Source organism: uncultured Ruminococcus sp., from assembly GCF_937915125.1.
GTDB lineage: Bacteria > Bacillota > Clostridia > Oscillospirales > Ruminococcaceae > Ruminococcus_C.
In genome coordinates this window covers 56,708-71,051 of record NZ_CALDMP010000076.1, presented here as the reverse complement: position 1 = coordinate 71,051, position 14,344 = coordinate 56,708, and the positions used below count along the sequence as shown (strand labels likewise).

Below are 14,344 nucleotides of genomic sequence, written 5' to 3'. Positions count from 1 at the left end.
ATTATGGCGGCACTTCTGACCAGTGGGATGCCATTTCGTCTGACGGCGGAAATGGCTATTTGATGAATGTTGCCACTGTGCATTACGAGGAAGCATCTGTCACAACGATTGAAACAACGGTTGAAGTAACAACTGAAACAACAGCAGTAACCGATTATGGAGAAATTGAATCCGATGGTCTGGTATTCAGCATCAGCGGCGGCGAAGCAACCGTTATCGGCTGTAATTCTACAGCATCCGAGATCGTGATTCCGTCAGAATATGAGGGCTATCCGGTGACAGCCATCGGGGAGAAGGCGTTCTATGAATGTGGCACGCTGGTCAGTGTAACCATTCCCCAGGGTGTGACCACACTGGGGGACTATGCCTTTGGCTATTGTGGTAATCTAACCACGATATATATGCCAGTGAGTGTGACACATTGGGGTTATGGCGTGTCCTATGACTGTGAGAGTCTGTCCGATGTCTATTATGGCGGCACTTCTGACCAGTGGGATGCCATTTCGTCTGACGGCGGAAATGGCTATTTGATGAATGTTGCCACTGTGCATTACGAGGAAGCATCTGTCACAACGATTGAAACAACGGTTGAAGTAACAACTGAAACAACAGCAGTAACCGATTATGGAGAAATTGAATCCGATGGTCTGGTATTCAGCATCAGCGGCGGCGAAGCAACCGTTATCGGCTGTAATTCTACAGCATCCGAGATCGTGATTCCGTCAGAATATGAGGGCTATCCGGTGACAGCCATCGGGGAGAAGGCGTTCTATGAATGTGGCACGCTGGTCAGTGTAACCATTCCCCAGGGTGTGACCACACTGGGGGACTATGCCTTTGGCTATTGTGGTAATCTAACCACGATATATATGCCAGTGAGTGTGACACATTGGGGTTATGGCGTGTCCTATGACTGTGAGAGTCTGTCCGATGTCTATTATGGCGGCACTTCTGACCAGTGGGATGCCATTTCGTCTGACGGCGGAAATGGTTATTTGAGGAATATTGCCACCATTCATTATCAGGAATCTGTGACAACCGGGACAACAGTAATCACTACAATGACAGAAACCACTACAACTGAAACGACAACGACAATGGCGGTAACTACTGAAACAGCATCGACAGATGTCCATGAACCGTGCGAATGGGCATTGGATCAGATAAGAGTACAGCCGGGTGACGGTATGGATGAAGATCTGAACTTCTCTGTCTATATTGACCAGCCGATTTCCTCCTATGGATTACAGGGTGCGATCTATCTGCCGGATGTCACAGCAGAACTGCTCTACTGGCCCTATATGGAAAGCAGTGCGCTGATGGGTGAGATCTACAGCGGCGCACGGCTGACAACGAATATGAACGAGCTTTTGAACAACCAGGGAAACTGCATTTACTTTGCCATGGATTCGTCTGAGGTAATGGATCCTAGTTACACTTCCGGCGTACTGTTACAGCTCACATTTGCTGTGCCGGATGATTTAGCCGTTGCCGCTGTGGCAGAAAGGTATGGTCTGCAGCTTCAGAGAGATGCAGATGGATATTACTATGAGTTCCCGGTGTGCTGGATGGAAGAAGGCTATGATGAGGCTGTCTCCAATGGACAAACAGTGATGCTCCCTCGCTATTCCTACATCGACAGCAAGAATCAGGATGTCTTTTCGGATGATGTGGTATTGACAGATGGTTATATCCGTGTGGATATGCCACTTTATGATGTGACGTCAGATACATATCCTGAAACAACGACTACCACTGTAACGACGACAACGACAACAACAGCATCATCCACATTCCCGACAACCGACCAGACAACTACCACAAGAATTGAGACAATGCCTGTCACCACTTCTTATACAACAGAGCTGTGGACGACAATAAGGACAGAAACAGAATATTGGGAAACGGAACAGACAACTTCTACGACGACTGCCCGTTCCACCACAATGACAACGCCGTCTGCGACAACGACCTCCTGGCGGACATCTGTCAGTCTTACTTCCGCTACCACGAATACGACAACCTGGTGGACAACTACCAGCTATCCTTCCACCGATCTCACTGATATTGCCACGTTTACAACCCGAATGACAACAGATACAACTGCCACATCAACCTATACCAGCACCTGGATGAGTACAAGTATCGCAACAGAAACCAGTATGTACACACAGCCCACAGTCTATGTTATGGCAAATACGGTGGTCTTGTCTCTGGCTGAACTGCAGAAAAACAATTATCAGGTAGAAGTTCCTGTGACGCTCATTGATAATCCGGGCTTCAGTCAGCTGGCGTTCGGTGCATCCTGGGATACGGCGTACCTGACGCTGGAAAAATGCCGGGGAGATGCAGATATGCTGGCATTTACACCGGATGTGAACAAGACCTATGGCGATTTTGCCTGGCTGCCGTTTTTGAGCACGAATTTTGATGTCAATGGAAACATGCTGTGCTATACAGGCTCTTCGCTGTGCACACTGACATTTACCGTATCAGAAGATGCCCAGCCGGGAGACATTTACCCCATCGTGCTCAATTATGAGAGTCCAAGCGGCGAAATGGCTTCTGCAATGTCAGAGGAATCTCTGGAGCTGATGCTTGTCCGCGGTGAGATCATCATCACAGAAGAGGAATCTACCGGCACATCTACAGAAACCACAAGCGCTACCACCGCTTCGACCAATACCACCGCAACTACCACCGGCGGTACAGATACTTCTTTCTATACAACTTCCTATACAACAACTGGTGATGTCGAAACCACAACAGAGTCTGTCTATACTTCTGCCTCCACTACAACAGAAACCACAGTGACCACAGCTTCTTCTGAGAGCGAAGAGGGATTCTATGTGGAACTTGGAAAGCCCAGTGCAGATCAGCTGTATGTGGGCAATGCATTCCGTCTGCTGTATTCCACCAATGCAACGAATCTGATCTGGAAAAGTACAGATGAAAGCATTGCCACGGTGAATAACAGCGGTATGCTTACTATTCTGGACAGCGGCACAGTGAGCATCATTGTCATTGTACAGGAGGATCCCATAAAGACCGACACGATCACCATTACCATTCCGGAAGCCGGACAGACAACGAATACCACTGGGAATACCACCGGCGGAACAGGAAGCAGCACTACGACGACTACCACAACAACAGATGCTGAAACAGCAGTGTTGCGTGGAGATGCTGATATGGACGGCGGTGTGGATCCCGATGATGCATATCTGGCTCTGGTTTACTATGCACGCCGTTCTGTAGGTGATCTGTCCTTTACGTTCCAGAAGGATGCAGCATTGGAACCGCTGGTTGTCCAGCAGGTAGATGTGGACAGAAATGGTGTGATCACCCCGGACGATGCATATCTGATCTTGTGCTATTATGCGAAACTGTCTGTGGGTATGACAGATATTCGCTGGGAAGATTTGATGTAAACAGCTTTAAAAATTACAGGGCTGTTGCAAACACAGTAAAATCCTGGTTAACGGATCAATGTAGGCGTCAACCTCTACAAAAAAGTAACGCAATTTGTGGATATTTGTAGGGCGCGATACCCACATCGCACCGTTTTCCCGTTGGATCTTTACTGTCTGCAACAGCTCTTTTTTGCCCTTGCAGGACATGGAGATTTGTGTTATAATGAGGAATGACGGTATCGCCTGCGGCGTTGAATTTTCAGTGTCGGGAAATTTACAATTTTTAAATCTGTTCGTACCCAAAGGATACAAACACCGCCATTCCCAATTGAAAAAGGAGTGAAAAGCCGTGCGGCAGAACCGGCACGGTGCCATATGAAACGATTGATCGTAGGAATCACCGCCCATGTAGATTCCGGAAAGACTACTCTGTCGGAAGCACTGCTGTACCGCACCGGAGAGATCCGGAAGCTGGGACGTGTGGATCATCAGACAGCATTTCTGGATACCCATCCCATGGAACGGGACAGGGGCATTACAATTTTTGCCCATCAGGCATGTATTGCCTATAATGGTGCGGAATATACCCTGCTGGATACGCCGGGGCATGTGGACTTTTCCGCTGAGACAGAGCGTACCATGCAAGTGCTGGACTATGCCATTCTGGTCATCAGCGGTACAGACGGTGTACAGAGTCATACGGAAACGCTGTGGAAACTGCTGGAGCGCTATCATGTGCCGGTGTTTGTCTTTGTCAATAAAATGGATCTCAGCGGTGCGGAAAAGCCGGCAGTGCTGGCGGATCTGAAACAGCGGCTGGGGGAATGCTGTGCGGATTTTTCCGACGACGGCACAGATGCCTTTTATGAGCGCATGGCACTTTATGATGAAACATGGATGGATGCCTATCTGGAGCAGGGCAGTATTTCCCGGAAACAGCTGGCGGAGGGAATTGCCCGGCGGCAGGTGGTACCCTGTTATTTTGGCGCAGCCCTGAAGCTGGAAGGCGTGGATGATTTTCTGGAGGGACTGGATCGGTATACGCTGGAGAAAACCTATGCCGATACCTTCGGCGCACAGGTGTTTAAAATTGCTGTAGATGAAAAGGGCAGCCGCCTGACTTATCTGAAAGTCACTGGCGGACAGCTTCACGTCCGGGACGCCGTGTCCTATACTGCCCAGGACGGCGCCCAGCTGACGGAAAAAATCAGCCAGATCCGCATTTATGCCGGGGCGAAGTTCCAGACGGCGGATACAGTATTGCCCGGTATGGTCTGCGCTGTTACGGGACTGACCAGAACCTATGCCGGGCAGGGGCTTGGTGCCGTACAGGATGGGGCAGTGCCGGTATTGGAACCGATTCTGCGCTATGGACTACGGCTGCCGGAACAAGTACACCCGGCAGATGCTCTGAAGCAGCTGTCCCATCTGGAGGAGGAAGATCCGGCACTCCATCTCCTGTGGGATGCTCGTGCCCAGCAGATTCAGCTGCAACTCATGGGCGAGGTGCAGCTGGAAGTACTCCAGAAGCTGATTGCCGACCGCTTCGGGCTGGAGGTGCAGTTTGACGCCGGATAGATCACCTATAAGGAAACCATTGCCGAACCGGTGGAGGGCGTAGGTCACTATGAGCCGTTGTGCCATTATGCAGAGGTGCACCTGCTTCTGGAACCGCTGCCCCGGGGGAGCGGTCTGCAATTTGCATCCGACTGCCGGGAGGACGATCTGGATCGGAACTGGCAGCGGCTGGTGCTGACTCATCTGGGCGAGAAAGTGCATGTGGGCGTGCTGACAGGTTCTCCCATTACCGATATGAAAATCACCCTTTGTGCCGGACGTGCCCATGTGAAGCATACAGAGGGCGGCGATTTCCGCCAGGCAACTTATCGTGCCGTGCGCAACGGATTGCGCCGTGGAAAGAGCGTACTGCTGGAACCGTGGTATGACTTTGTGCTGGAACTTCCCACGGAATGCGTAGGGAGAGCTATGACGGATTTACAGCAGATGGGAGCAGATTTCCAACCGCCGGAAACGGACGGGGAACATTCTGTTATGACAGGCAGTGCACCTGTGGCAAACATGCGTGGATATCAGAGCGTTGTCACCAGATATTCCCACGGTAAGGGACGGCTCTGTTGTACGCCAAAGGGATATGCACCCTGTCAAAATGCAGAGGAGGTCATGGCTTCCATTGGCTATGACTGCGACAGCGATGTGGAAAACACAGCGGATTCCATCTTCTGCGCCCACGGTGCCGGGTATGCAGTGAAATGGGACAAGGTGCAGGAGCATATGCACCTGCCCAGCTGTTATACATCGGAGCCGGAAGAGGAACCGGAGGAGCCGGTATCCGGGGCAAGCCGGGCGGCACGGTATGTATCCAGTCTGGCGGAAGACAAGGAGCTCATGGCGATTTTTGAGCGTACCTACGGCAAGATCGACCGGGATCCCCGGCAGGCGATGTATACGCCCAAGGAGGAATCGGAGCCATATCACGGCAAAAAAAATCCCGTCTATGACGGGGAGGAATATCTGCTGGTGGACGGATATAACATCATTTTCGCCTGGGACGAACTGAAAGATCTGGCAAAGGACAGTCTGGAGGCGGCACGAAGCCGGCTCATCCACCAGATGTGCAATTACTGTGGCTACCGGCAGTGCAAACTGATCCTGGTATTTGACGCCTACAAGGTGAAGGGACAGCACCGGGAGGTGGAGCAATACTGCAATATCAGCATTGTCTACACGAAAGAGTCGGAGACGGCGGATTCCTACATTGAAAAGACAACCCACGAGCTATGCCGGGAGCACCGGGTACGGGTGGCAACATCGGACGGCATGGAGCAGGTGATTATTCTGGGAAACGGTGCTCTGCGTGTGTCGGCGGATGAATTCCATCATGAGGTGGAGCAGGCAGAGGCGGCGATCCGTGCATATGCGGCGCAGATGAAAATGGGGAAAAAGACGATACGGGAAAAGGAGACGCAGTGAATATGCAGTGAAAAGTTGTAACTCACATGCTTGACAAAAACAGTAAACTATGGTATCATAAACGAAAACAAGGGGGACGACAAACATGGACGAAATGGAACGTAAACTGAAAAAGCTGGAGGAAGAAATGGAACAGGAGAAGGCTGGAAAGCAGTCGGAGCCGGATGGGAAAAAGGCGAAAAAAGCAAAAGGTTCTCCATCCGCTGTGGTGGAGAAAAAGCCGTCCCATCCGCTGGCGGAATTTCTCATCGGATTGGTGCTGCTGGGCGCAGGGGTATACTGGGTGCTGAATTCCTTTGTGGTGACGTTTTCCTGGGGCAGTCTCTGGGGCGGCTTCGGGATGAGCACTTCCGTTGCCACGGGATTGATGCTGGTACCGCTGCTGATCGGTATCGGGCTGCTGTTTTTCATGGATCACAAGTGGGTCGGCTGGGTCGTGGTTGCCATTGGTATTCTGGCGATTCTGGTGACGCTGCTGACATCGGTGCGGTTTCGGCCGCTTTCGGCGAGTCTGTGGCAGTATGTGGTCATGTTCGGCATGATCGCCGCCGGCGTAGGCCTGGTGGCAAGAGGACTGCTGCGGCATCGGGATTAGAAAAAACAAAAAGAGCGTGCTGGTTCTGGCACGCTCTTTTGCTATTTCCGGGAAAGTGTCATCAGGCTTCTTTTTGGCGAAAGGTATCCTCGCCCTGCTGTTCGCAGAGATCGTCCAGGAATTGTTCCAGCCTGCCTTTGTTGCGTTCGGTGAGAGTGGCGTATTTTTCCAGAATATACAGCGCATCTTCCTGAAAGGGCATATTGTCTTTACCCTTGGGAAAATTGGTGCGCCCGGCGAGATAATCCAGGCTGACATCATAATATTCCGCCAGCTGGATGGCACGCAGAAAGGGAATTTCACGCTCTCCTTTTTCGTACTTGCCGTAATACTGCGCCGTTGTGCCCAGATATTGTGCAATATCGGTCTGTGTTTTGTCCGCATCCTCTCGCAAATCCCGGATTCGTTGGTAAAAAGCCATATATGCCACTCCTTTCTCAGAAAATTTTATCACATATGACTAAAAAGTATTGACATTTTAGTCTAAATAGATTATAATATTATCGGAATAATCAGATGTGGTTATTCGTGAAGTGCGAAAGGAGTTGATTTTTTATGAGAATGGCGCAAAGACAGAAACGTTGGTTTATGAAGTGGACTGCGGCGATGGTTGCGGTGGTGATGATGTTGGGGATGTGTTCGGGATCATCTTTCAAAAATATATTTTTACCAATGGATGCGATCGCAATATCTCCACAAATGGAAACTGCAGTACAGTGGGCAATTGATATTGCAAACGACGATTCGCATGGATATAGTCAGGCGAATCGAAATGGTCCGGATTATGACTGTTCATCGCTGGTTTCTCATGCATTATCCTATGCAGGAATATACTCTGGTTCTGCATTTACAACGGCAACTATGCCTAATATTCTGCCGAAATATGGATTCACATATATATCATGGAGTCAAATCGGAAGTGTTTCTAATTTACAGCGCGGTGATATTCTCTGGAGAAATGGGCATACAGAAATTTATATCGGTAACAATCAGAATGTTGGTGCACACAGTGATCGTGGATATCCACAGCCTGGTGACCAAACAGGAACAGAAGTTTCTGTTGGTTCATTCTATGGGAGTTGGAGCGGGATTTTTAGATACAACAATGATATAACCAAAGTTCCAACTTGGGCAACACTGAATATCGTTAATAATCAAACTGTTTTTCAAAGCGGAGAAACCATATCTTTTGAAATGTATTCGGACTATGCTACAAATTACACAATAGGAATTGATTATGAGGGTACAAGAATTGTTACAGAAGGATGTGATGGAAATACCTACTCGAATGCTTTCACTGAACCCGGCAGTTATTCTGCTTATGTCACTGCTTATAATGCATCGGGCTGGATAGACAGTAATGTGGTATATTTTTCAGTTCCAGATGCGCCTTCTTGGTCAAGTTTAAGTATAAAGAATAATCAGAGTATATTTGCTAGTGGAGATACAGTTACTTTTGAAGCTAACTCTGATATTTCAATAGGTTACACCATTGGAATAGATAAAGACGGCGAGAGAATAGTGACAGAGGTTATAGATGGAAATACATATTCAATCGCATTTGATGATATTGGTAACTATACAGCATATGTTACCGCATGGAACCTGACAGGACATTTTGATAGCAATGTTGTTAGCTTTAAAGTTGTTGGTAAACCTACCACATCAAAATTGTCATTAGAGAGTGGGCGAAACAGATTTGAAAGTGGTGAAACGGTGTCATTTCTTGCCGAATCCGATAACGCAACAGGCTTCACAATTGGCATTGACAAAGATGGCAATCGATTGATCACTGAAGATTTCAGAGGTAACAAATATAGTACTATTCTTACAGAACCAGGAATATATACAGCATATGTGACTGCATGGAATTCACTGGGGATATTCGATAGTGAAGTGATTAGCTTTGAAATTATGGATAAGCCCACAAGATCAGAACTTTTTGTAAACAATGAATACTATACAACAAATGAAACAATAGATTTCTATGCTTCGTCTGATAATGCAGTTGGATATACAATTGGAATTAACAAAGATGGAGAACGACTGATAACAGAAGATTTTAGAAATGGCATTTATTCTGTAAATCTGGCTGAACCTGGTGAATATACCGCATATGTGACTGCATGGAATAGTTTAGGGTTGGTTGATAGTGAATTGATTTCATTTAAAGTAATAGAAGAATATGATATAAATTTAGATTATTGCGTAAATGAATCAGATATAAATGCTCTCCAAAAACACCTCCTGAACCAAACCACCCTCACCGAAACCCAATACAACCTCGCCGACCTGAACGCTGACGGCGTTGTCAACGGCTTCGACCTTGCCCTGCTTCGCCAGAAACTGCTGGCATAACCAATCATCACAACCAAATCCACCCAAAGAGCGTGCCGATCCGGTGCGCTCTTTTTCTGTCTGCTGGACATTTCCCCGAAAATGTGCTATGATGAAATAAACTCACCAGAAAGGAGCACCCCATGAAAATTATTGCCCACATTGAAAACGATTTTCCCACAAAGTTCGGCATTCCCCGGCAGAGCGGTCTGGTGCAGCTGCCCTCCCGGATCGTGTTTGAACCGCCCTACCGCAATCCCGATGCGTTCCGGGGACTGGAGGACTTCTCCCATATCTGGATCATCTGGCAGTTCTCCGAAGCTGTCCGGGAAAACTGGTCGCCTACCGTCCGTCCCCCAAGACTGGGCGGCAATACCCGGATGGGCGTCTTTGCCACACGCTCGCCATTTCGCCCCAATCCCATGGGGCTTTCTGTGGTGCAGCTGGATGAAATCGTTCTCCAAGGGAATATGGCTCCCTTTCTGGTGGTATCCGGCGCAGATCTTATGAACGGCACGCCAATTTATGATATCAAGCCCTATCTGCCCCATATTGACAGCCACCCCGAGGCAAAGGGCGGCTTTGCTGTGGATGCGGCGGCACATGGGCTGGAGGTGGTCTTTCCGGCAGTGTGGCTGGAGCAGGTGCCGCCCCGCTTGCAAGAGGGATTGACCCAGGTACTCGCTCAGGATCCACGCCCTTCCTATCAGCATGACCCGGAACGTGTGTATGGCTTCCGCTTTGCTGACCTGGAAATCAAGTTCACCGTCCAGGGAGATGTGCTGACCGTGTGCGGCGTGGAACGTTTGCGGTAATTTGTAGGGGCGACCAATGATCGCTCGCAGGGAAAGTATTGATAAACGAAAAAACCAGAAAGGAAATTATCATGTCATTTTTCAAGAATCTGTTTCAAAAAGACGAAGAACCTCAGCCGTCTCCGATGGAATCGCCGGAGCTGACCATTGCCCGGCAGATGGGTGCTATGCTGCAATGTCCTGTGACGGAACTGCCCCAGGTGGAGGAACCCATTGACCTGGAAGATATGTGGGATGCATACCAGGATGCACTGGAACGGGGAAAACAGCAAGGCTTTACGCCGGTTCTGATTATCTGTGATGATCTGCTGCTGGAAACGATAGAGGAAAATCTGCCGGAGGGACAGAGTTATGTGGAGATTCCGGCGCAGCTGGATGGTAAAGCATGGCTGGAACAGACGTTCATGCAATGGGAAACGGAGCTGCGCAGCAATGCCCCGGAGGGATTGCAGGTGCTGACAGAACCTGCGCCGGCAGAGGCGGAGGCTACACATCGCTTTCTTTCCCTGCGGATGAATCTGCTGCAACAGGCGCCGGTTCTTCTGGCGGAGATACCCACGAAAAATCCATGGGAAGTGATGGCGTGGGTACCCTTTGGCGGCTGGAATGCCTGCCCTATGCCGGAGGATGCCATGGCAGTCCTCAAGCATTGGTACGAGAAATACGGCGCAGTGCCGGGCTGTATCGGGCATGATACTCTGGAAATGTACGTGCCCCAGCCGGTGGGAAACGAAGCAACCGTGGAACTTGCCCGAGAACAGTTTGCGTTTTGCGAAGACATTGTGTACCAGGGCGTAGGGTCTGTTCCGGCGCTGGCGAAAGGGCTGGAGCAGTCTACGGTGTGGTATTTCTGGTGGGATTGAGGAGAACAGTATGTATCGGATTTTTTTGGTAGAGGATGACCGCAGCATTGCCGATGCACTGCGGCATCAGCTGGAGCAATGGGATTTTGAGGTACATGTGGCGGAAAATTTTCGGAAAGTATTGGCGGAATTCTCCGCATTTCAACCCCATCTGGTGCTCATGGACATTGCACTGCCGTGTTATAACGGCTATCACTGGTGTCAGGAGATCCGGCAGGTGTCCAAGGTGCCCATTGTGTTCCTGTCCTCAGCATCGGACAATATGAACCTGGTCATGGCAATTCATATGGGCGGCGATGATTTTATCCCGAAGCCCTTTGACTGGAATGTGCTTCTGGCGAAGATCCAGGCACTTCTGCGGCGCACCTATGATTTCGGCGGACAGGTCTCTGTGCTGGAACACCGGGAGGCAATGCTGAACACTGCCGATGCGGTGCTGACTTATCATGGGCAGCGTATTGATCTGACGAAAAATGAATATCGGATCTTGCAGATGCTCATGGAGCACAAGGGGAAAGTGGTCAGCCGGGAAGCGCTGATGCAGCGGCTCTGGGAGACGGATAGCTTTGTGGATGAAAACACGCTGACGGTCAATGTCAACCGACTGCGGAAAAAGCTGGATCAGGCAGGGCTGCATGATTTTATTCGTACCAAGGTGGGCATGGGATATCTTTTGGAGTGAGTTTAAAGGCAATACCGCACAAAGATTGTGCGTCAGATGTACTCTACGAGCATAAACTATGTCAGATTTTTCGTCAGATGAAACAAAAAGCGCAGTGAATACTTTGTGTATTCACGAGCATTTTTGTGAAATATGACGAAAATATGCAAGCATATGACGTGCAAAGCCGCCAGGCGCTCTCTGTGCGGTGTTGCCTAAAGCATCATTATTGTCATAGCAGAAAAAATTCTTACCCATTTTCACAAAGGCTGCTCATCAAGCTGATCCAGCTGCGCCAGCCTTTCTGAAAAGGGGTAAGAAACATTTTTATGTTGCTTATCCAAAATCACCCCGAACAGGAGAAACCTATGCATTTATTCTGGAATTACATCAAAACAAAAAAGGGCAGCATTGCTGTATTTCTTCTCTGCTGCGGCATATTCTGCCTCATATTTTATCTGTACCGCTTGCCGCTTATGGCGGTGGGCTATGCAACGCTTTTGAGCGGCGTTTGTTGTCTGGCACTTCTGGTATGGGACTATCTGCACTTCCGGGAGAAACACCGTATTCTGGAACAGATCCAGCAGGAACTGCACATTACCCTGGAGCATCTGCCGGAGGCGTGCACAACTTTGGAGGAGGACTATCAGACCCTGCTGCATGACCTGTTCCGCCAGCGGCAGCGCCTGGAACAGGACTGGCAGGGGCGTTATGGGGAGATGATGGAATATTACACGGCGTGGGTGCATCAGATCAAAACGCCCATTGCCGCCATGCGGCTCCATCTTCAGGCGGAGGATACACCCCAGAACCGGGCGCTGCTGGAAGATCTCCAGCGTGTAGAACAGTATGTGGAAATGGTGCTGTGCTATCTGCGGCTGGACTCGGATTCCACGGATTATCTCTTTGCGGAATATGACCTGGACAAGATCGTACACCAGGCAGTGCGCCGGTTTTCGTCCCAGTTTATCACCCGGAAGATCCGGCTGGAATATGAACCGCTTCATTGCAGCGTGCTGACGGATGAAAAGTGGCTTCTGTTTGTGCTGGAACAGGTGCTTTCCAATGGGCTGAAATATACACCGTCCGGCGGTACGATTACTATTTTTTTGGAACAGCCCCAGATCCTCTGCATCCGGGATACGGGCATCGGCATCGAGCCGGCAGATCTGCCCCGGATCTTTGAAAAAGGCTACACGGGCTATAACGGGCGCACCGATAAAAAAGCCAGCGGCATCGGGCTATATCTGTGCCGCCGAATCTGCCGCAATCTGAATCATACCATTACAGTTTCTTCTCAGGTGGACGTGGGAACTGTAGTGCGGCTGGATCTGCATCGGGAACGGATAGAAATGGAATAGGATGATTTTTGTGCATGTTAACGAATTTTAATGTTGAGTGTTGACAAACAAAATGTAAAATGATATAATGTAAATAGAAAGTCAATTTGGGAGATTGACTTTTAAAAACGATTTTATTTACAGAATTGTTTAATTTGACGGACGTATTATCCAGAAAGGACAAAGGTGATATTTATGAAAAATGGAAGAAAGTATTTTACAAGTACACTCGCCGCAGCGATTTCATTCTGTTGCATCTTCGGTTCAGCTGTGCCTGTTTCCGCTGCTTACGGAGATAAGGCTGCTATTGTGGAGGAATCAGAAGATTCAATCACGTTTCAGATAGGCGATATTGATTATGACTATCTGACGATCAGCGCTGACAATAACTGCTTCTATTGGAAAGAGCGCACAACAGATTATTATGCTGTTACATTAGAAGAAGGTACGTCTGCGCCGGAAGATTGGAATGTCGTTGCATTGGAAACGGCAGGGCAGGACGGTTTTGATGTCACTAAGATACATCCTTGGGAAGAACAGACATTCGACTTTTCGGAATTTGATGAAAATACAGTTGTGCTGGCTGATGTGGCTGACCCACAGAAATTGTATGAAACAGACGGCGTTTTGCATGTATACCAGATGAACAGCGTTGTTTCTCAGACAACAAGCTTTGGTTTGGGCGGCTTTGCTGTCTATACGGATTCTGGCGTACAGCTGACGCTGGAGGATTTTTCTCAGATTCCAGAAGTGGTTTCTGTGGGAGATGCAATGGAGACAGCAAACGATACTCAATCCGTATATGAAGTTCAGGTGAATAACGGCTTTTCTGGTTCATTGAGCGAAACTGCGGAACAAGCAAAAGTGTATTTTGAAACGATCAAGGATTTACAGCAGGTGGAAAAGGTGCACTGTGCAATACCGCAATGCATTGTGCGTGATGCATCTGAGACAACCCCCACCACCTATACCCTCACCCGCATTGCCGACCCGGACGCCTACGGCGATATCGACAGTGACGGTGCTGTCAATGCAGATGATGCCTACCGTGTTCTTGCCTACTACGCAGAGCAGTCCGTGGGCAAAGCGGATGCAAAGCTCACCGCACCCGATGCTGATAAATTTGCCGAAGCGGCTGCGTTCTGCGCCGGGGATGTGAACGGCGACGGCATGATAAACGGTGACGATGCCTATGGCATTCTCTGCTATTATGCAGCGGCTTCTGTGGGGAAAACGCCGGATTGGAACAGTATATTCTGAATGGTTTCACCACGATATCAAAAAACCGGACAGGCGGAGTTTTTTTCGTTCTGTCCGGTTTGTTTTTTA

At 49.1% G+C, this 14,344-nt stretch carries 11 protein-coding genes; 10 read left to right on the top strand and 1 reads right to left on the bottom strand.

The genetic code is table 11. The features are described 5' to 3' along the window. The 4 genes from Q0418_RS07690 to Q0418_RS07680 all read left to right on the top strand — a co-directional run. Nucleotides 1–3,431, top strand: a 3,431-nt coding sequence (locus Q0418_RS07690; protein WP_298483555.1) for a leucine-rich repeat protein, incomplete at its 5' end; no start/stop codon positions are given. Nucleotides 3,432–3,788: 357 nt separating this feature from the next. Beyond that, nucleotides 3,789–4,991 carry a GTP-binding protein gene (locus Q0418_RS11045; RefSeq protein WP_317336675.1) on the top strand — a complete coding sequence of 401 codons (1,203 nt, stop codon included), beginning with the start codon at nt 3,789–3,791 and terminating at the stop codon, nt 4,989–4,991. Continuing rightward, nucleotides 4,992–6,404, top strand: coding sequence for an NYN domain-containing protein (locus tag Q0418_RS11040; protein WP_317336683.1), 1,413 nt, complete (start codon nt 4,992–4,994; stop codon nt 6,402–6,404). It begins immediately after the preceding gene. Nucleotides 6,405–6,489: 85 nt separating this feature from the next. Continuing rightward, entirely contained in the window at nt 6,490–6,999 is a 510-nt protein-coding gene (locus tag Q0418_RS07680; RefSeq protein ID WP_298483554.1) for a hypothetical protein, read from the top strand. Nucleotides 7,000–7,060: 61 nt separating this feature from the next. Here the strand turns inward: Q0418_RS07680 and Q0418_RS11035 are convergent, their stop codons facing one another. Then, nucleotides 7,061–7,420, bottom strand: a complete 360-nt coding sequence (locus Q0418_RS11035; RefSeq protein WP_317336676.1) for a helix-turn-helix transcriptional regulator — start codon at nt 7,418–7,420, stop codon at nt 7,061–7,063. 134 nt (nt 7,421–7,554) lie between these two features. Here Q0418_RS11035 and Q0418_RS07670 point away from each other — a divergent pair, with 134 nt between their 5' ends. The 6 genes from Q0418_RS07670 to Q0418_RS07645 all read left to right on the top strand — a co-directional run bounded on the left by Q0418_RS07670 (nt 7,555) and on the right by Q0418_RS07645 (nt 14,275). Further along, entirely contained in the window at nt 7,555–9,357 is a 1,803-nt protein-coding gene (locus tag Q0418_RS07670; RefSeq protein WP_298483553.1) for a dockerin type I domain-containing protein, read from the top strand. 122 nt (nt 9,358–9,479) lie between these two features. Beyond that, a complete protein-coding gene (gene tsaA / locus Q0418_RS07665) occupies nt 9,480–10,151 on the top strand; it encodes a tRNA (N6-threonylcarbamoyladenosine(37)-N6)-methyltransferase TrmO (protein ID WP_298483552.1) in 672 nt (223 codons plus the stop codon). Nucleotides 10,152–10,222: 71 nt separating this feature from the next. Then, nucleotides 10,223–11,014 carry a DUF4253 domain-containing protein gene (locus tag Q0418_RS07660; RefSeq protein WP_298483551.1) on the top strand — a complete coding sequence of 264 codons (792 nt, stop codon included), beginning with the start codon at nt 10,223–10,225 and terminating at the stop codon, nt 11,012–11,014. A gap of 10 nt (nt 11,015–11,024) precedes the next feature. Next, a complete protein-coding gene (locus tag Q0418_RS07655) occupies nt 11,025–11,696 on the top strand; it encodes a response regulator transcription factor (RefSeq protein ID WP_298483550.1) in 672 nt (223 codons plus the stop codon). 347 nt (nt 11,697–12,043) lie between these two features. Beyond that, the gene (locus tag Q0418_RS07650; protein ID WP_298483549.1) at nt 12,044–13,036 is read left to right on the top strand and encodes a HAMP domain-containing sensor histidine kinase; all 993 of its coding nucleotides are present in this window, start codon (nt 12,044–12,046) and stop codon (nt 13,034–13,036) included. Between the two features lie 174 nt (nt 13,037–13,210). Continuing rightward, a complete protein-coding gene (locus Q0418_RS07645) occupies nt 13,211–14,275 on the top strand; it encodes a hypothetical protein (RefSeq protein ID WP_298483548.1) in 1,065 nt (354 codons plus the stop codon). Nucleotides 14,276–14,344 lie beyond the last annotated feature (69 nt).

Coding starts and splice junctions, on each gene's coding strand:
- Q0418_RS11035 (WP_317336676.1), bottom strand. CDS start 7,420: ATGGCTTTTTACCAACGAATCCGGGATTTGCGAGAGGATGCGGACAAA.
- Q0418_RS07645 (WP_298483548.1), top strand. CDS start 13,211: ATGAAAAATGGAAGAAAGTATTTTACAAGTACACTCGCCGCAGCGATT.
- tsaA (WP_298483552.1), top strand. CDS start 9,480: ATGAAAATTATTGCCCACATTGAAAACGATTTTCCCACAAAGTTCGGC.
- Q0418_RS07660 (WP_298483551.1), top strand. CDS start 10,223: ATGTCATTTTTCAAGAATCTGTTTCAAAAAGACGAAGAACCTCAGCCG.
- Q0418_RS07680 (WP_298483554.1), top strand. CDS start 6,490: ATGGACGAAATGGAACGTAAACTGAAAAAGCTGGAGGAAGAAATGGAA.
- Q0418_RS11045 (WP_317336675.1), top strand. CDS start 3,789: ATGAAACGATTGATCGTAGGAATCACCGCCCATGTAGATTCCGGAAAG.
- Q0418_RS07670 (WP_298483553.1), top strand. CDS start 7,555: ATGAGAATGGCGCAAAGACAGAAACGTTGGTTTATGAAGTGGACTGCG.
- Q0418_RS07650 (WP_298483549.1), top strand. CDS start 12,044: ATGCATTTATTCTGGAATTACATCAAAACAAAAAAGGGCAGCATTGCT.
- Q0418_RS07655 (WP_298483550.1), top strand. CDS start 11,025: ATGTATCGGATTTTTTTGGTAGAGGATGACCGCAGCATTGCCGATGCA.